The sequence below is a fragment of the Streptomyces sp. CB01580 genome (genome assembly GCF_001905795.1).
GTDB lineage: Bacteria > Actinomycetota > Actinomycetes > Streptomycetales > Streptomycetaceae > Streptomyces.
The window spans coordinates 107,148-124,931 of record NZ_LIXJ01000016.1 but is presented as its reverse complement, the minus strand read 5'-3'; the positions used below and the strand labels follow the sequence as shown (position 1 = coordinate 124,931).

General features: G+C 71.6%; 18 protein-coding genes and 1 pseudogene. 13 read left to right on the top strand and 6 right to left on the bottom strand.

The features are described 5' to 3' along the window. Window positions 1-9 precede the first annotated feature (9 nt). Window positions 10-546, top strand: coding sequence for an arginine repressor (locus AMK22_RS22615; RefSeq protein ID WP_073787752.1), 537 nt, complete (start codon window positions 10-12; stop codon window positions 544-546). A 141-nt stretch (window positions 547-687) separates the two neighbouring features. Here AMK22_RS22615 and AMK22_RS22610 read toward each other — a convergent pair whose 3' ends face one another. Beyond that, complete coding sequence (locus AMK22_RS22610; RefSeq protein ID WP_073787751.1) at window positions 688-1,389, bottom strand: L,D-transpeptidase family protein; 702 nt, start codon at window positions 1,387-1,389, stop codon at window positions 688-690. Window positions 1,390-1,460: 71 nt separating this feature from the next. Then, a complete protein-coding gene (locus AMK22_RS22605) occupies window positions 1,461-2,060 on the bottom strand; it encodes a pyridoxamine 5'-phosphate oxidase family protein (protein ID WP_073787749.1) in 600 nt (199 codons plus the stop codon). Window positions 2,061-2,296: 236 nt separating this feature from the next. Between AMK22_RS22605 and AMK22_RS22600 the strand changes: the two genes are divergently transcribed. From AMK22_RS22600 to AMK22_RS22585, 4 genes are all read left to right on the top strand, one after another. Further along, window positions 2,297-3,490, top strand: a complete 1,194-nt coding sequence (locus AMK22_RS22600) for an argininosuccinate synthase (RefSeq protein WP_073787747.1) — start codon at window positions 2,297-2,299, stop codon at window positions 3,488-3,490. Between the two features lie 88 nt (window positions 3,491-3,578). Then, complete coding sequence (gene argH / locus AMK22_RS22595; protein WP_073787745.1) at window positions 3,579-5,015, top strand: argininosuccinate lyase; 1,437 nt, start codon at window positions 3,579-3,581, stop codon at window positions 5,013-5,015. A 110-nt stretch (window positions 5,016-5,125) separates the two neighbouring features. Then, window positions 5,126-6,097: an aldo/keto reductase gene (locus AMK22_RS22590; RefSeq protein ID WP_073787744.1), complete on the top strand. Its 972-nt coding sequence runs from the start codon at window positions 5,126-5,128 to the stop codon at window positions 6,095-6,097. Between the two features lie 185 nt (window positions 6,098-6,282). After that, window positions 6,283-7,197 (top strand): sigma-70 family RNA polymerase sigma factor, encoded by a 915-nt coding sequence (locus tag AMK22_RS22585; RefSeq protein WP_073787742.1) that lies wholly within the window; start codon window positions 6,283-6,285, stop codon window positions 7,195-7,197. 70 nt (window positions 7,198-7,267) lie between these two features. Here AMK22_RS22585 and AMK22_RS22580 read toward each other — a convergent pair whose 3' ends face one another. After that, complete coding sequence (locus tag AMK22_RS22580) at window positions 7,268-7,789, bottom strand: hypothetical protein (RefSeq protein WP_073787741.1); 522 nt, start codon at window positions 7,787-7,789, stop codon at window positions 7,268-7,270. A gap of 149 nt (window positions 7,790-7,938) precedes the next feature. Here AMK22_RS22580 and AMK22_RS22575 point away from each other — a divergent pair, with 149 nt between their 5' ends. Then, window positions 7,939-8,490 carry a TetR/AcrR family transcriptional regulator gene (locus tag AMK22_RS22575; protein ID WP_073787739.1) on the top strand — a complete coding sequence of 184 codons (552 nt, stop codon included), beginning with the start codon at window positions 7,939-7,941 and terminating at the stop codon, window positions 8,488-8,490. Continuing rightward, entirely contained in the window at window positions 8,487-10,031 is a 1,545-nt protein-coding gene (locus AMK22_RS22570) for an MFS transporter (protein WP_073787737.1), read from the top strand. Before AMK22_RS22575 ends, AMK22_RS22570 begins: the two co-directional genes overlap by 4 nt. Before the next feature lie 193 nt (window positions 10,032-10,224). Here AMK22_RS22570 and AMK22_RS22565 read toward each other — a convergent pair whose 3' ends face one another. Continuing rightward, a complete protein-coding gene (locus tag AMK22_RS22565; protein WP_073787735.1) occupies window positions 10,225-10,896 on the bottom strand; it encodes a lysophospholipid acyltransferase family protein in 672 nt (223 codons plus the stop codon). Between the two features lie 234 nt (window positions 10,897-11,130). Between AMK22_RS22565 and AMK22_RS22560 the strand changes: the two genes are divergently transcribed. From AMK22_RS22560 to AMK22_RS22550, 3 genes and pseudogenes are all read left to right on the top strand, one after another. Next, window positions 11,131-12,321 carry a glycerophosphodiester phosphodiesterase gene (locus AMK22_RS22560; RefSeq protein WP_073787733.1) on the top strand — a complete coding sequence of 397 codons (1,191 nt, stop codon included), beginning with the start codon at window positions 11,131-11,133 and terminating at the stop codon, window positions 12,319-12,321. A 110-nt stretch (window positions 12,322-12,431) separates the two neighbouring features. After that, window positions 12,432-12,893 (top strand): annotated as a pseudogene (locus AMK22_RS22555) (sigma-70 family RNA polymerase sigma factor); the annotation flags it as partial. 141 nt (window positions 12,894-13,034) lie between these two features. Then, the gene (locus AMK22_RS22550) at window positions 13,035-13,538 is read left to right on the top strand and encodes a GNAT family N-acetyltransferase (protein WP_073787952.1); all 504 of its coding nucleotides are present in this window, start codon (window positions 13,035-13,037) and stop codon (window positions 13,536-13,538) included. An 89-nt stretch (window positions 13,539-13,627) separates the two neighbouring features. Here AMK22_RS22550 and AMK22_RS22545 read toward each other — a convergent pair whose 3' ends face one another. Both AMK22_RS22545 and AMK22_RS22540 read right to left on the bottom strand, forming a co-directional pair. Beyond that, window positions 13,628-14,065: a hypothetical protein gene (locus AMK22_RS22545; protein WP_073787950.1), complete on the bottom strand. Its 438-nt coding sequence runs from the start codon at window positions 14,063-14,065 to the stop codon at window positions 13,628-13,630. 25 nt (window positions 14,066-14,090) lie between these two features. Continuing rightward, the gene (locus AMK22_RS22540; RefSeq protein ID WP_073787731.1) at window positions 14,091-14,450 is read right to left on the bottom strand and encodes a hypothetical protein; all 360 of its coding nucleotides are present in this window, start codon (window positions 14,448-14,450) and stop codon (window positions 14,091-14,093) included. Window positions 14,451-15,091: 641 nt separating this feature from the next. Between AMK22_RS22540 and AMK22_RS22535 the strand changes: the two genes are divergently transcribed. From AMK22_RS22535 to AMK22_RS22525, 3 genes are all read left to right on the top strand, one after another. After that, entirely contained in the window at window positions 15,092-16,165 is a 1,074-nt protein-coding gene (locus tag AMK22_RS22535) for a methionine ABC transporter ATP-binding protein (RefSeq protein ID WP_073787730.1), read from the top strand. Continuing rightward, entirely contained in the window at window positions 16,162-16,833 is a 672-nt protein-coding gene (locus AMK22_RS22530; protein WP_073787728.1) for a methionine ABC transporter permease, read from the top strand. Before AMK22_RS22535 ends, AMK22_RS22530 begins: the two co-directional genes overlap by 4 nt. Window positions 16,834-16,921: 88 nt before the next feature. Further along, window positions 16,922-17,779 carry a MetQ/NlpA family ABC transporter substrate-binding protein gene (locus tag AMK22_RS22525; RefSeq protein ID WP_073787726.1) on the top strand — a complete coding sequence of 286 codons (858 nt, stop codon included), beginning with the start codon at window positions 16,922-16,924 and terminating at the stop codon, window positions 17,777-17,779. The last annotated feature ends 5 nt before the right edge of the window (window positions 17,780-17,784 follow it).

The following is a 17,784-nucleotide window of genomic DNA, read 5'->3' as shown; positions in this document are numbered from 1 at the left end:
GCGACGACGATGACCGAGGCGCAGGAGACCGAGCAGAGCGGGCCCTCCGTGCCGCAGACCCGCACCGCGCGCCACCGCCGGATCGTGGACATCCTGAACCGGCAGCCGGTGCGCTCGCAGAGCCAGCTGGCCAGGCTGCTCGCCGACGACGGGCTGAGCGTCACCCAGGCGACGCTCTCCCGCGACCTCGACGAACTGGGTGCGGTGAAGATCCGCAACACCGGGGGCGAGCTGATCTACGCGGTGCCGAGCGAGGGCGGTTTCCGCACCCCGCAGGCGCCGCTGGGCGGATCCGCGAAGGAGGAGCGGATGCGCCGGCTCTCCGCCGAACTGCTCATCTCGGCGGAGGCGTCGGCCAACCTCGTCGTGCTGCGCACGCCCCCCGGCGCCGCGCAGTTCCTCGCCTCGGCCATCGACCAGGCCGAACTGCACGACATCCTCGGCACCATCGCGGGCGACGACACGCTGCTGCTGATCAGCCGGGACCCGGCGGGCGGCCAGGCCCTCGCCGACCACCTGCTGCGCCTGGCCCAGAACGAGCGCTGACCGACGCGGCATCCGGTGCCGCCGGGCCGGTCCCGGGCGTCACCGGGACCGGCCCCGCGCACGCTTCGTATGTGCCGCCGGCCGTCCGCGGACCGGCCGTCCGTCGTCCCGGATGCGTCGGCCACCGGTTCGTGGACGCTCTCAGTAGCGGATGATCGAGGTCGGGCCCGAACGGGTCCCGATCGCGATGTGCGGACGACGGGCCGGTTCCACCCAGCCGAGGATCCGGTCCATCGCGGCTGCCGGTACGGAGACGCACCCGGCGGTCGCGCCGCGCCCGTCGACGTGGAGGAAGATCCCGGCGCCGCGCCCGCGCACCGGGCGCACGTAGTTGAAGCCGATGACGAGGGCGCGGGCGTACTGCGTCGGATGGTCGGCCAGCCGCTCCGCCTCGCTCGCCCGGCAGTCCGCGGGCCGGGGCTCCACCCAGCGGTTGTAGGCGCGCGCCGCGTTGTCCTGGCACCACCACGACCGGCCGGTGATCCGGCGGTACGGATGGACGGTGCCGTGCGGCGCCGCCCCGGTCCCGAAGGCGTACGGCAGGCCGTACAGGCCGGTGGGCGTGGTGGAGGTGCCCTGCTTGCGGGTCGCCCCCTCGGCCAGGCCCTTCGCGCCGAACCGGGCCGGGGCCGACCCGGCCCTCGTCCAGACGCCCCGGCGCAGGTCCCACCAGGTGACGGTGCCCGTGGTGGAGCCCCCGGCCGGGGCCTCGGCCGTGATCAACTGAGTGCCGCCGCCGGTGTCAGCCATCCGGGCGGGCAGGGGCGGCGCGGCGACGGGCCCGGCCGCGACCGTGCCCGCCAGTGCGAGCAGGACCGTGCCGGCCAGCAGGGATCTGCGCATGCCCGGACGGTACCCCGCGGCGCCCCGCCGTACCCGGACCCGCCACGGCGGCCACGCCCACCGCCAGGCGCTCAGTCCCGTTCCACGCCCGGCATCGCCGGCAGCGGGAGCGGCAGGCCCGGCAACCCGTCGATGCTGGTCGCGATGTGTTCCTTCTGCTCGAAGTACGTGCTCAGCGAAGCGTCGTCCTCGCGGGCGAAACGCTGGGCGTGCAGGGGCCGGTCCGCGTCGTACGACATGAACGGGACGGCGAACCCGCAGCTGTCCCGGATCAGTTCCGCCCGCACCACGATGACGGCGCGCAGCCCGTGCGGGTCGGGATCCACCTGGCGGAAGTGCCCGAGCAGCGACGGGAACCGGGGGTCGTCGCGGAAGACCGGCTCGCCGCGGCCGTGCACGCGCACGATGGTCGGCGGCCCCTGGAAGGCGCACCACATCAGGGTGATGCGGCCGTTCTCCCGGAGGTGGGCGATGGTCTCGGCGTTGCTGCCCGCGAAGTCCAGGTAGGCCACGGTCCGTTCGTCGACGACCGCGAAGGAGCCGCTGACGCCCTTGGGGGAGAGGTTGACCGTGCCCTCGCCGTCCAGCGGCGCGGTCGCGGTGAAGAAGATGCGCTGTTCCTCGATGAAGGTCCTGAGCCGCCCGTCGATTCGTTCGTACGTCTTTCCCATGGCGGCATTGTCGTCGCGGCGGCCCCGTCCGGACAGGCCGTTTCACCGGGCGGCACCGCCCGCCCGGGCGGGGGCGCGTCCCGTCGTACGCGGGGCACGGCCCGTCGGACCGGTCCGCCACGACGGGAGAACGGGGCCGCAGGGCCCGCGCCGCGCCGCCCACCAGCACCTTTGACAAACCATACGGAGGACTGCATAGTTATACCCATCAGTGATTGCACCGTAAGGAGAAACCCGTGACCGAGCGCGTCGTACTCGCCTACTCGGGCGGCCTGGACACCTCCGTCGCCATCGGCTGGATCGCCGAGGAGACGGGCGCCGAGGTCATCGCCGTTGCCGTGGACGTCGGCCAGGGCGGCGAGGACCTGGACGTCATCCGCAAGCGCGCGCTCGCCTGCGGTGCCGTCGAGGCCGAGGTCGCGGATGCGAAGGACGAGTTCGCCGAGGGCTACTGCCTCCCGGCGATCAAGGCCAACGCCCTCTACATGGACCGCTACCCGCTGGTCTCGGCCCTGTCCCGGCCGGCCATCGTCAAGCACCTCGTCGCCGCCGCGAAGAAGCACGACGCCGGCATCGTCGCCCACGGCTGCACCGGCAAGGGCAACGACCAGGTCCGCTTCGAGGCCGGCATCGCCGCGCTCGGCCCCGACCTGAAGTGCATCGCCCCGGTCCGCGACTACGCGATGACCCGCGACAAGGCGATCGCCTTCTGCGAGGAGAAGAACCTCCCGATCGCGACCACCAAGAAGTCCCCGTACTCCATCGACCAGAACGTCTTCGGGCGCGCCGTCGAGACGGGCTTCCTGGAGGACATCTGGAACGCGCCGATCGAGGACATCTACGAGTACACCCAGAACCCGGCCACCCCGCGCGAGGCCGACGAGGTCGTCATCTCCTTCAAGGAGGGCGTCCCGGTCGCCATCGACGGCAAGCCCGTCACCGTCCTCCAGGCCATCCAGCAGCTCAACGAGCGGGCCGGCGCCCAGGGCATCGGCCGGATCGACATGGTCGAGGACCGTCTCGTCGGCATCAAGTCCCGCGAGGTCTACGAGGCCCCGGGCGCGATCGCGCTGATCACTGCCCACCAGGAGCTGGAGAGCGTCACCGTCGAGCGCGAACTGGCCCGCTACAAGCGGCAGGTCGAGCAGCGCTGGGGCGAGCTGGTCTACGACGGCCTGTGGTTCTCGCCGCTCAAGCGCGCCCTGGACGGCTTCATCGAGGAGGCCAACCAGCACGTCACCGGCGACATCCGGATGACCATGCACGCGGGCCGCGCCGTCGTCACCGGCCGGAAGTCGGAGCAGTCGCTCTACGACTTCAACCTCGCCACCTACGACACCGGCGACACCTTCGACCAGTCCAAGGCGCAGGGCTTCATCGAGATCTTCGGCCTCTCGTCGAAGATCGCCGCCAAGCGTGACCTGTCCTGATCCCCAGCTGTTACGTCACCGCCTCCCCGGACCCTCCGTGCGGGGAGGCGGTCGCACATCCACCCCTTGTTCTTCCGAGGAGCACGCAGTGAGCAACGGCACCAGCAACGGCGACGTACGCCTCTGGGGCGCCCGCTTCGCCGACGGTCCCGCCGAGGCCCTGGCCAGGCTGTCCGCCTCCGTCCACTTCGACTGGCGGCTCGCGCCGTACGACATCGCGGGCTCCCGCGCCCACGCGCGCGTGCTGAACAAGGCGGGCCTGCTCACCGACGACGAGCTGGACCGCATGATCGCCGGGCTCGACCGGCTCGAATCCGATGTGGCGGACGGTTCGTTCACCGGTACCGTCGCCGACGAGGACGTCCACACCGCGCTGGAGCGGGGCCTGCTGGAACGCCTCGGCCCGGAACTCGGCGGCAAGCTGCGCGCCGGCCGTTCCCGGAACGACCAGATCGCGACGCTCTTCCGGATGTACCTGCGCGACCACGCCCGGATCATCGGCGGGCTGATCGCCGAGCTCCAGGGCGCGCTGGTCGGCCTCGCCGAGGCCCACCCGGACGTCGCGATGCCCGGCCGCACGCACCTCCAGCACGCCCAGCCGGTCCTCTTCGCGCACCATGTGCTGGCCCACGCGCAGGCCCTGTCGCGGGACGCCGAGCGGTTGCGGCAGTGGGACGAGCGGACGGCCGTCTCCCCGTACGGCTCCGGCGCCCTGGCCGGTTCGTCCCTGGGCCTGGACCCGGAGGCGGTCGCCGCCGAGCTGGGCTTCGAGCACGGGTCCGTCGGCAACTCGATCGACGGCACGGCCTCCCGCGACTTCGTCGCCGAGTTCGCCTTCATCACCGCGATGATCGGCGTGAACCTCTCCCGGATCGCGGAGGAGGTCATCATCTGGAACACGAAGGAGTTCTCCTTCGTCACCCTGCACGACGCCTTCTCCACCGGCTCCTCGATCATGCCGCAGAAGAAGAACCCCGACATCGCCGAGCTGGCGCGCGGCAAGTCGGGCCGCCTCATCGGCAACCTGACGGGCCTGATGGCCACGTTGAAGGCGCTCCCGCTGGCGTACAACCGGGACCTCCAGGAGGACAAGGAGCCGGTCTTCGACTCCTGCGACCAGCTGGAGGTCCTGCTCCCGGCGTTCACCGGGATGATGGCCACCCTGACCGTCAACCGTGAGCGCATGGAGGAGCTGGCCCCGGCCGGGTTCTCGCTCGCCACCGACGTCGCCGAGTGGCTGGTCAAGCAGGGCGTGCCGTTCCGCGTCGCGCACGAGGTCGCGGGCGCCTGCGTGAAGGAGTGCGAGCAGCAGGGCATCGAGCTCGACCAGCTGACCGACGAGCAGTTCGCGAAGATCTCCGAGCACCTGACGCCCGAGGTCCGCACGGTCCTGAACGTGCCCGGCGCGCTCGCGTCCCGCAGCGGACGGGGCGGCACCGCCCCGTCGGCGGTGGCCGTCCAGCTCACCGAGGTGAAGGCCGACCTCGCGGTTCAGCAGGAGTGGGCCGCCGCGAAGAAGAAATGACGACGGTGCGGAACCGGAGGGCGGGAGGGCGCGCACGCGCTCCCGCCCTCCTGTCCTGCCGGGCCGGGTTACGTTGACGCGGAGCGCACCCGAACGACGAGGAGCCCACGATGCCCTTCGCACGGCTGGCCACAGCGACGACGCCGACCGCCCACATCGGGCTCGGTCTCGCGGCGGTCGGCAGACCCGGCTACATCAACCTCCACCGCGACCGCGATCTGCCCGGCGACCGCGGCGTCGAGGCGCTGCGCGAACGCACCCACGAACTGCTGGACGCCGCCTACGCGCAGGGCGTCCGCTACATCGACGCGGCCCGCTCGTACGGCCGTTCGGAGGAGTTCCTCGCCGACTGGCTGAAGGCGCACCCGGAGGCGGACGACGTCGTCGTCGGCAGCAAATGGGGCTACACCTACACCGCCGACTGGAAGGTCGAGGCCGAGGCGCACGAGGTGAAGGACCACGGCCTCGCCACGTTCCTGCGCCAGCGCGCCGAGACCGGCGCCCTGCTCGGCGACCGCCTCGACCTCTACCAGATCCACTCGGTCACCGTCGACAGCCCGGCCCTGACCGACCGGGAGCTGCACGCGCGGCTCGCCGGGCTCGCCGCCGAAGGGGTCACCGTCGGCCTCTCCACCAGCGGCCCCCGGCAGGCCGACGCCATCCGGGCCGCGCTCGCCGTCACGGTCGACGGCGAGCCGCTCTTCCGTACCGTCCAGGCCACCTTCAACGCACTGGAGACGTCGGCCGGAGCGGCGCTCGCCGAGGCGCACGACGCAGGGCTCACCGTCATCGTCAAGGAGGGCATGGCGAACGGGCGGCTCGCCGGGACGGAGGCCCCCGCGGTGATCCGGGAGATCGCGGCCGACGCCGGGGTGGGGGCGGATGCGGTCGCACTCGCGTTCGTCCTGTACCAGCCGTGGGCCGGAGTGGTGCTCTCGGGCGCGGCGACCGTCGAACAGCTCGCCGGGAACCTGCACGCGGCCGTCGTCGAACTGGACGAGGAGCGGCGCTCCCGGCTCGGCGCGCTCGTGGAGGATCCGGAGGCGTACTGGCGGTACCGGGCCGCGCTGCCGTGGGGCTGAGCGAGAGGCGCGTGCGCGCCGGCGGACCGGGCGGGCGGTGCGCCCCGGCCGGTCCGGTGCGTCGGGCGGAGCGGGGCCGACGAAGGCAGCGGGGCGGGGCCGATGAGAGCGGGCGGGCCTCTGTCACATCGACGGCCCCCGGCGCGTCATCACGGTGACGGATCACGACGGAGGAAAAGGCCACTGTGGAGACGAACGAGTTGCTGGCGGAACGCTTCGAGGAGAACCGGAACCAACTGAAGGCCGTGGCCCACCGGATGCTCGGCTCGGCGAGCGAGGCGGAGGACGCCGTCCAGGAAGCCTGGATCCGGCTCAGCCGTACCGACAGCGCGGCGATCGAGAACCTGGGCGGCTGGCTGACGACGGTCGTCGGGCGGGTGTGCCTGGACATGCTCCGCTCCCGCCGCTCCCGGCGCGAGGCGTTCCTGGACGAGGCGTTCCCCGGCGCGGGAGTGCCCGAGGCGCACGCCCCTGAACCCGTGCTCGGCGGCCGTCCGGACGACGACCCCGAGGAACAGGCGCTGATGGCCGACTCGGTCGGCCTCGCGATGCTGGTCGTCCTGGAGACGCTGGACCCGGCCGAGCGGCTCGCGTTCGTCCTGCACGACATGTTCGCCGTGCCCTTCGACGAGATCGCGCGGGTCGTGGACCGTACCCCGGCCGCGACGCGGCAGCTCGCCAGCCGGGCCCGGCGCCGGGTGCGCGGGGCGGATCCGGACCCGGGTCCGGACCACGCCCGCAGGCGCGAGGTCGTCGACGCCTTCCTGGCCGCCGCCCGCGGCGGTGACTTCGAGGCCCTCGTCGCCGTGCTCGACCCGGACGTGGTCGTGCGCTCGGACGCGGGCGCCGGTGGCGCGGGCATGCCGATCGTGGCGCGGGGCGCCGAGGCCGTGGCCCGCCGGGCGATGATGTTCGCGCCGTTCGCCCGTTCGTCGCAGCGGGCCCTGGCCGGCGGGGAACCGGCGGTCGTCTCGATGCGTGAGGGCGGGCGGTTGTCGGTCATGGTCTTCACGATCGAGCGGGGGAGGATCGTCGCCCTGTCCGTCACGGAGGACCCGGCGCGCCTGCCCGGCCTCGATCTGGCCGTCCTCGACGGCTGACGGGCGCCGACCCCGTGCGGCGGTGGTGGCGGACACCGCCGCACAGGGCCCGGGGCGGCGCGCGGGCGGCTCAGCGCGCGCCGCCCCGGCGCCCGTCCGCCCACCCCGCGAGCGTCTCGAAGTCGCCCGGCAGCAGCCCGGTGCGCGGATCGATCCACAGCAGCAGCGCCGCCGCCCCCTGCCCATGGACCCACTCCCGGTCCCGGTCGGCGATCTCGTCGTCGATCCAGGCGAAGGGCCGGCCGGCCGCGTACGCCACGATGTACGGCGTCTTCCAGTACGTGTCCTCGGGAGCGGCGACGGGAAGCGACGGCCAGTCGATGTACGGCAGCGGGGGCAGGCCCAGACGCGGCCCGATCCACACGTTGGCCTCGTCCATCCAGGTCGTCGCCCAGACCAGCTCGTAGCGCCCGGCGAGGCCGAGCAGCGCCAGGCCGTGCTCCGGGTTGAGCAGGACGGGCAGCGGCGGTCCGAACTCCCAGCCCGTCGGCCGCGTCCAGTGCCGCGTGTAGCCGTCCGGGACACGGCGGTTCATGAGTGCCGCGTACGGATTGAGCGGACCGTCGATGTCGATCAGCAGCAGCGGCTTCATACCGACATGGTCCTCTTCCGTCCGCCGCGGTGGCGACGGTCCCGTAGCGCGCGGGGCGACGGGCCGCTCGGTACGGGCGATGGTCTCCCTCGGTACGGACGACGATCCTCGATGAGACATATTTGTCTCATATGGTTTATCGTCGTCTCATGAGACTCGACCGTGAACAGGTGCTCCGCAGCGCCGCCGCGCTGCTGACCCGAAAATCGACCGCCACCATGGACGAGGTCGCTCGGGCCGCGGGCATCGGGCGCGCCACCCTGCACCGGCACTTCGCGGGACGGGATGCCCTGGTCAGGGCGTTGGAAGACCTGGGCATCCGGGAATTCGAGGCCGCGCTCGACGCCGCCGCGCTCGACGAGGGCACGTCCGAGGAGGCGCTGCGGAGGCTGGTCGCGGCCGTGGAGCCGAGTGCCGGGCTGCTGTCCTTCCTCGTCACGGAGAACCAGCTCTTCGAGGGCGACGAGCTGAACGAGGGCTGGAACCGGCTGGACGCCAGGGTCGCCGCCTTCTTCCGGCGCGGCCAGGAACGCGGCGAGTTCCGGATCGACCTCACCCCCGCCTGGCTGACCGAGACCCTCTACGGACTCTTCTCCACCGGGGCCTGGGCCGTTCAGGCGGGCCGGATCGCCGGGCAGGACTTCCAGTACATGATCGTCGAGTTGCTGCTCGGCGGCGCGCGTCGGAGCGTAGAACGATGAGCACACTCGACCAGCACGTGCAAGCCCCTCGGGAACTGCGGCGGCCGGGGCGGTGGATCGCCCTGGCCGTCCTCGTCCTCGCGGTGCTGCTCGTGGCCGTCGACGCCACCGTCCTGGGTCTCGCCACCCCGTTCCTCACCGAGGACCTCAAGCCGTCCGGCACCCAGCTGCTCTGGATCGGCGACGTCTACTCCTTCGTCATCGCCGGTCTCCTGGTCTCCATGGGGAGCCTCGGCGACCGCATCGGCCGCAAGAAGCTGCTGCTGTGCGGGGCGATCGCCTTCGGCGCGGTCTCCGTGCTCAACGCGTACGCGAGCAGCCCCGAGATGATGATCGCGGCCAGGGCGCTGCTCGGGGTCGCGGGCGCCACCCTGATGCCGTCCACGCTCGCCCTGATCCGCAACCTCTTCCACGATCCGCGCGAACGCAGTCTCGCCATCGGCATCTGGGGAGCCATGGCCTCGGCGGGCGCGGCCGTCGGTCCCGTCGTCGGCGGGTTCCTCCTGGAGCACTTCTGGTGGGGCTCGGTCTTCCTGATCAACCTGCCCGTCATGGCCGTCCTGGTCGTCGTCGGCGCCAGGATGATCCCCGAATCGAAGAACCCGGCCCCGGGACCCTGGGACCTGGGCAGTGTGGCGCTGTCGTTCCTCGGCATGATCGGTGTCGTGTACGCCGTCAAGGAGTTGGCCGCGCACGGGCTGGGCTGGGGTGCGTCCGTCGCCGGTCTCGGCGGTCTGGCCGCGCTCGGCTGGTTCGTACGCAGACAGCTCACGCTTCCCGCGCCGCTGCTGGACATGCGCCTCTTCCACCACCGCGGCTTCTCCGGCGCGGTCCTCGCGGACCTGCTGACCATCCTCGGCCTGTCCGGTCTGGTCTTCTTCCTGTCCCAGTTCCTGCAACTGGTGCAGGACCGCCGACCGCTGGAGGCGGGACTCGCCGAACTGCCCGCGACGGTCGGGGCCGTCGTCGCGGGTCTGGTCGCCGGGCGGGTGGCCCGCCACTACTCGGTGCGCGCGGTGGTGTCCGGCGGTCTCGGCGCGATCGGGCTGGCGCTCGCCGCGGTCACCGTGATCCACAAGGAGACCGGCTATCCGCTGATCGGTGCCGTGCTGCTGGTCGTCGGCGTCGGCGCGGGGTTCGCGTTCACCGTCACCGCGGACGTGATCCTCTCCAGCGTCCCGAAGGAGCAGGCGGGCGCCGCGGGCGCGGTCTCCGAGACGGCGTACGAACTCGGCGCGGCCCTCGGCATCGCCCTGCTCGGCTCCGTCGTCACCGGCGTCTACCAGGACTTCGTCACCCCGGAAGGCATCCCGGCCGCCGCCGCGGCAGCCGCCCACGACTCACTGGGCGGGGCCGTCGAAGCGGCCCACGGCCTACCGGCGCCGCAGGCCGACGCACTGGTCGCCGCGGGGCAGGAGGCGTTCGTCGAGGGGCTGCGGCTCGCGGCGGGCGCGGGCGCGGCGGTCCTGCTGGCGACCGCCGTCGCGGCCTGGTTCCTGCTGCGCGGCCAGAAGCTGGCGGAAGGCATCGTGCCCGAGTAGCCGCCCACCGCGCCGGCCGCCCCGAGCGGCGGCTCAGCGCCCCGGCCGCGCCCGAGTGGCGGCCCGCCGTCCGCCCGCGCAGCAGGAGCGTCGGGCGTACCGGCGGCACGCACACGAAATCCGGGCGGTGCGCACACGAAAGGGGTCCGTACCCACACCGGGTACGGACCCCCTCGCTCTGCCGTGCGTCAGCTCACGCGGCCTTGGCCTTCGTTGCGTACACGTCGACGTACTCCTGACCGGACAGCCGCATCACCTCGGCCATCACGGAGTCGGTCACCGCCCGCAGCACATAGCGGTCCCGGTCCATGCCCTCGTAGCGGGAGAATTCCATCGGCTCGCCGAAACGGACCGTCACCTTCCCGGGGCGCGGCAGACCGGCGCCGGTGGGCTGCAGCTTGTCCGTGCCGATCACCGCGAACGGCACCACGGGCGCGCCCGTCATCAGCGTCAGCCGAGCGATGCCGGTACGGCCCCGGTAGAGCCGGCCGTCGGGGGACCGGGTGCCCTCCGGGTAGATGGCGAAGGCCTTGCCCTCCTCCAGCACCCGACGGCCCGTCATCAGCGCGGCGACACCGCCCCGGCCGCCGTCCCGGTCCACCGGGATCATGCCGCAGCCCGTGAAGAACCAGGCCATCGCGCGGCCCTTGAGCCCCTTGCCCTTCACGTACTCGTCCTTGCCGATGTAGAACACCGGCCGGTCGCAGCAGATCGGCATGATCATGGAGTCGATGAACGTCAGGTGGTTGCCCGCGAGGATCACCGGACCGTCCCCGGGGATGTTCTCCGCGCCCTCCACCTGGGGGCGGAACATCAGGCGCAAAAACGGTCCGAGCACTGCCTTGATGAGCGCGAGTCGGGACAACGGTTCCTCCGGTGTAGCGGCCGGGCCGGCCGGGGCGCGGGATCGTGACGGTCCATGCAGGTGAGGACGATACTCGCGGGTACCCGCAGACCGCACGTCGGGTTCATCCAACGGATACCGGACGTTGACACGTGTTTGCGCCAAGTTCGTCCGGCTGCCGCTCCCTCGACGGTACGACTGCCTACGCTCGGCCCGCGTCCGACAGGTGCGAGACATCACACGCGAGGAGCATTCATGACAGAGCGCGCGCAGGCGGGTCCCGGCCGCAGAACGATGCTGGGGGCGGGGGCCGCCGTCCTGGGCACGGCCGCCCTCGGACTCGCCGGCGGAACGGCCGAGGCCGCCGGCACGACCGGCCGCGACGCCGCCGAACGGACGGGCCGGCCGGGCACGGGACACGGCTTCCGCCTCGACCTGCCGGTGCCCACCGTCATCGGGCACCGGGGCGCCAGCGGCTACCGGCCCGAGCACACCCTGGGCTCCTACCAGCTCGCGCTCGACATGGGGGCGCACGTCATCGAGCAGGACCTGGTACCGACCAAGGACGGCCATCTCGTCTGCCGTCACGAGAACGACATCACCGCCACCACCGATGTCGCCGCGCACCCCGAGTTCGTGAGCCGTCGGACCACCAAGACGGTCGACGGGGTCTCGCTCACCGGCTGGTTCACCGAGGACTTCACCCTCGCCGAACTGAAGACGCTGCGGGCCAAGGAGCGCATCCCTGGCACCCGGCAGAAGAACACGCTCTACGACGGCCGCTGGGAGGTCCCCACCTTCGAGGAGGTCCTGCGCTGGGCCGACCGCGAGGGCCGTCGGCGCGGAAGGCCGGTCTGGCTGTACGTCGAGACCAAGCACCCCACCTACTTCCGAGGTCTGGGCCTCGGCCTGGAGGAGCCCCTCGCCAAGCTGCTGCGCCGCTACAACCGCCACCGTCGCAACGCGCCGCTCATCCTCCAGTCCTTCGAGCCCAGCAGCATCCAGCGACTCTCCCGGCTCGTCGCCACGCCGGGCGTCGTCCTGCTCTCCGGGCCGTCCGAGCGGCCCTGGGACTTCGTCGCGTCGGGCGACCCGCGCACCGTCGCCGACCTGGTGAAGCCCGAGGGGCTGAAGTGGATCGCCTCCTACGCCCAGGGCATAGGACCCACCCTGGACCTGATCATCCCCAAGGACGCCTCCGGGCGGCTCACCGGGCCGACCACCCTGGTGCGGGACGCGCACGCCCATGGCCTGGTCCTCCACCCGTACACCATGCGCAACGAGAACTCCTTCCTGCCGGCCGACTTCCGGCGCGGCACGGACCCCGCCGCGTACGGCGACGCGTTCGGCGCCTTCCGGACGTACTTCGAGACGGGGATCGACGGCATCTTCGCCGACAACCCGGACACCGCCCTTCTCGCCGCGGCGGACTTCGCCGCCAGGTGACACCGGCCCGTACGCGGGACGTCGTCACCGCCCGGCCGGGGAATGCCCCGGTCGGGTGGTGAGCGCCGGACCGGGCGACCGGTTGTCGGGGCGGGGGAGTTGGTTGGGGCATGACCCTTCCCGATCCTGCCGCCGCGGCGAGCACCGCCACTTCCGCGGCCGTCGTCCACGCCCTCCGTCCGCTGGTGCACGCCGAGGCCGCGGCGGAGGCCACCACCTGCGCGACCGGGGCCGCGATCGAACCCGCCGACCTCGAACAGGCCGTCTGGCTGCGGCTGCTGGAACGGCTCGCGCGGGGCCGGCCACCGGCCGACACCGGCCGCTGGGTGCGCGAGACCGTGCGGGCGGAGGCCCGCCGGGCCCGACGCACCGCCCGGCGCGAACACCCCTACCGCGACGCGGCCTTCGCGGATCCGTCCGATGGACCCGAACGGACCGCCCTCGACGCAGAGGAACGCCGGGCCCTGCGTGCCGCGATCGGCCGGCTGCCCGGCCGATGCGCCCGGCTGCTGGCGGCGCTGCTCGCCCCCGAGGACCCGACCTACCGGGAAATCGCAGGGAAGTTGGGTATGTCACAGGGGAGTTTGGGCCCTATCCGTTCCCGATGCCTTGGATGTCTGCGCAGAATGCTCGCGGCGGAGGTTGTCGCTCCCGGCCCCCGGGGAAGGGAGCGTGAGACAACCGGTGGATCAGGTGGGCGGAGGCATGCGCACATGGGCATGAGCGTGATCATCTCGGCGGCGACGGCACAGGACGCCGAAGAGATCCTGAAACTTCAGTACCTCTGTTTCCAGGGCGAGGCCGAGCTGTACGGCAACTACCGCATCGATCCGCTCGTCCAGACGCTCGACTCGGTACGCGCCGAGATCGCCACACAACTGGTGTTCGTGGCGCGCCTGGGGGACGAGGTCGTCGGTTCGGTCCGCGGGTTCACCGACGAGGACGGCACCGGCCGGATCGGCAGGCTCTGCGTCCATCCCCGGCTCCGGGGACACGGGCTCGGCGCCCGGTTGCTGCGGGCGGCCGAATCAGGACTCGTCGACGAGCGGTCGGCCACCCGCTTCCTGCTGTGCACCGGGCATCGCAGCGAGAACAACCTCCGGCTGTACCAGCGCGCTGGATACGCCGCGGTGGGCAACGAGACCGGACGGGACGGCGTCCGGATGGTCCTGCTGGAGAAGGACGCGACCGCTCCCGTGTACGTGGCCAGCGCGTAGACACCGGGCACGGGGCGGACGGGCAAGGGCGCGGCGGGGTACGGGGGCCGGCGCGGTGCGCACCGGTTCCGCCCGGCGCGCACCCGCGGTCACGCGCTCTTCGCGCGGCGCAGCCAGATCATTCCGGTGACCGGCAGGATCACCGGAATGAACAGGTAGCCCATCCCGAAGTCGGACCAGACGGTGGCGTCCGGGAACGCCGAGGGCGCCACCATCGTCCAGGTCCCGACGACCAGCACACCCAGCAGCTCGGCGGCGCAGCACACCAGCGCCGACCTGCGCGCCCGCTCGCCGCCGCGCGCCAGCGAGTACGTGATGAACCCGTAGACGACAGCGGCACAGGCCGACAGCACGTAGGCGAGCGGCGCCTTGTCGAAGTCCAGGATCATCTGCACGATCGAACGGGACGCCGCGGCGACGGTGAAGACCCCGTAGAACCAGAGCAGCACCCGGCCGGGACCGGTGCCGAGGTCGAAGGGCCGCTGCTCGGCGGAGTCCGTCGCGGGGGTGCGGTCGGTGTCGGTCACGGTCGGTTTCCCCACTTGTCCACGGTCAGTTTCCCCAGATGTCGTAGAGCCGTACTTCGAGTACGGCCAGCACGACCGCTCCCGCCGACACCGTCACCGAACCCCACCGGGTCCGCTCGCTGAGCGACAGGAAACCGGCCGCGGGCACGGCGAGGAAGGCCCCGGCCAGATAGGCGATGAAGATCGCCGTACCCTGCTCCGGCCGCTCGCCGCGGGCCAGCCGCACGATGCCCACCACCAACTGGGCCAGTGCCAGCAGCAGGACCACGGCCATCCCGATGAAGTGCCAGTCCTTGGTCGGCTGGTCCCGGTACGCGGCCAGTCCGCACCAGGCGGCGAGGGCGAGCGCGGACACGGCGACCGCGACCGTCAGGGCGTCAAGCATGAAGCGAGGGTATTACGGGGAAGACGACGCCCCGCGTGCGCCCCCGTCCGACACCGACCGGTCCCGCGCGGACCGGGCCGAGTCGCCCCGCCGGCGCCCGCCGGATGTACGGACCGCGGTGGCGGCCCTCGCCCCGGATCGTGGCCTTGACCACAGCGTGCACCGCCGACGGGCCTGCGGCGCATGGCGCAGACAGCACGTGCCCGGCCGCATTTGTGCAGGTCACGGCCCCAGAAGCAGGAATCGTGGTGAGCGCGGGAGCGGGTCGGCCCGAGTGTCCACGGCTGTCCGCCATCCGGACGTATCGGCCGGGCGGAATCTGACATCTGTTTTACTTGGGACATGACCACGACGAGCAGCCGCACCCTTGCGACCGAGGCGAACATGACGCCCGGTGTTCGTCGTATGTGTCGAATGCGCACCTTCTGAGGGCCCCCGCCCGATCCTCGCGCCCCGAAGCGAGACCGAGCCCGCGCCGTCCGCACCCAGCGGAACGAGCCCTTCCGTGCACCGCCGCCCCGGCCATCACATGCCTCGCGACCGTGCCCGGCCCCGCTCGGGACGTCCGAACAGGTCTCATCAGACGAATGCCCCGTGCCCGGCGGACATCGCGCCGCGCACTCGACAGTGACGGAAACCCTGTGATCACCACTACGGGCCTCACGAAGGTCTATCAGGCGCGCGGCCGTGAGGTCACCGCGCTGGACGGCGTCGACCTGCACGTCCGCGAGGGCGAGGTGTACGGCGTCATCGGGCAGAGCGGCGCCGGCAAGTCGTCCCTCATCCGCTGCGTCAACCTCCTGGAACGCCCCACGTCGGGCACCGTGACCGTGGCCGGACAGGACCTCACCGCCCTCGCCGGCCGGGGACGGCGGGCCGGGAAGGAGCTGCGCGAGGCGCGCAGCCGCATCGGCATGGTCTTCCAGCACTTCAACCTGCTGGCCTCCCGCACCGTCCAGGCCAACGTCGAACTGCCGCTGGAGATCCTCGGTGTCGGCGCCAGGGACCGGTCCCGCAAGGCCCTCGAACTCCTCGGCCTGGTCGGCCTCGCCGACAAGGCCAGGGCGTACCCCGGCCAGCTCTCCGGAGGCCAGAAGCAGCGCGTCGGCATCGCCCGCGCCCTCGCCGGGGACCCCAAGGTGCTGCTCTCCGACGAGGCCACGTCGGCGCTCGACCCCGAGACCACCCGCTCCATCCTCCAGCTGCTGCGCGACCTCAACCAGCAACTCGGCCTGACCGTGCTGCTCATCACGCACGAGATGGACGTCGTCAAGACGGTCTGCGACTCCGCCGCACTGATGCGCAAGGGGCGCGTCGTCGAGTCCGGCACCGTCTCCGAACTGCTGGCCACCCCCGGCTCCGAGCTGGCCCGCGAACTCTTCCCCGTCGGCGGTACGCCCTCCGGCCCCGACCGCACGGTCGTCGACGTCACCTTCCACGGCGAGGCCGCCACCCAGCCGGTGATCTCCCAGCTCTCCCGCACGTACAACATCGACATCTCGATCCTGGGCGCCGCGATGGACACCGTCGGTGGCAAGCAGATCGGCCGGATGCGCATCGAACTGCCCGGCGGCTTCGACGAGAACGTCGTCCCGATCGGCTTCCTGCGCGAACAGGGGCTCCAGGCCGAGGTCGTGACCGACGGCGCCGGGAACACCGCCGGGACAACCACCGGGGGCACCCCCGCACCGCTCACCAAGGAGGTGGCGAAGTGACCTGGTCGGACATGCAGCCGCTGCTGGCCCAGGGGACCGTCGACACCCTCTACATGGTGCTCTGGTCCACCGTCGTCACCGTCCTCGTCGGACTGCCGCTCGGCATCCTGCTCGTCCTGACGGACAAGGGCGGACTGCTCCAGAACGCCGTGGTGAACAAGGTCGTCGGGGTGATCGTGAACATCGGCCGCTCGCTGCCGTTCATGATCCTGCTGATCGCCCTGATCCCCTTCACCACCTGGGTCGTCGGCACCTTCATCGGCCCCACCGCGATGATCGTGCCGCTCACCGTCGGCGCCGTCCCGTTCTTCGCGCGGCTCGTCGAGACCGCCGTCCGGGAGGTCGACCACGGACTCGTCGAGGCCGTCCAGTCGATGGGCGGATCCATCCCGACGATCGTGCGCAAGGTGCTGCTGCCGCAGGCGCTGCCCTCGCTCGTCTCCGGCGTCACCACCACCGTCATCGTGCTCGTCGGCTACTCCGCGATGGCCGGCGCGGTCGGTGGCGAAGGGCTCGGCTCCAAGGCCGTGACCTACGGATACCAGCGCTTCGACAACCAGTTCATGCTCGCCACCGTCGTGCTGCTCGTCGTCATCGTGAGCGTGATCCAGCTGATCGGCGACCTCGTGGTACGGCTGCTGGCCCGCCGCGGCCGCGCCACCACCTGACGCGCCGCCACCCGAGACCTCCGTTCCCCTCAAGCCCGAACTCCTTGTCCGGGCGCATCACCCTCATCACCAGAAAGAGGCACTTTTCGTGCGTAAGAACATCAAGATCACCGCGGCTGCCGCCGCCACCGCCGCCCTGGCCCTCGGCCTCACCGCCTGCGGCACGGACTCCGACCCCGCGTCCAAGGCGGACGGCGCCAAGGCCGACACCTCCAAGGCGCTCGTCATCGGCGCCTCCCCGACCCCGCACGCCGACATCCTGAACTTCGTCGAGAAGAACCTGGCGGCCAAGAAGGGCATCAAGCTGGAGGTCAAGGAGTTCACCGACTACGTCCTGCCGAACACCGCCACCGAGAACGGCCAGGTCGACGTCAACTTCTTCCAGCACCAGCCCTACCTCGACGACTTCAACAAGAAGAACAACACCCACCTGGTCTCCGTCGCCACCGTCCACCTGGAGCCCCTCGGCGTCTACTCCAAGAAGGTCGCGTCGATCGCCGAGATCAAGCCCGGCCAGACCATCGCGGTGCCCAACGACACCACCAACGAGGGCCGCGCCCTCCACCTCCTCGCCGACAACGGCCTGATCAAGCTGAAGGCGGGCGTCGGCACCGACGCCAATCTCGGTGACATCACCGACAAGAAGGGCCTGTCGTTCAAGGAGCTGGAGGCCGCGACCGTGCCCCGCGCCCTGAACGACGTCGACGCCGCCGTCATCAACAGCAACTTCGCGATCGGGGCCAAGCTCAACCCCACCAAGGACGCCCTGGTGCAGGAGAAGGCCGACGGCAACCCGTACGCCAACATCGTCGTCGTGAAGCAGGGCAACGAGAAGGACCCGCGCGTCCGGAAGCTCGTCGAGCTCCTGCACTCCGACGAGGTCAAGAAGTACATCGAGGACACCTACAAGGGCGCGATCGTCCCGGCCTTCGGCACCTCCTCCTGACCCTC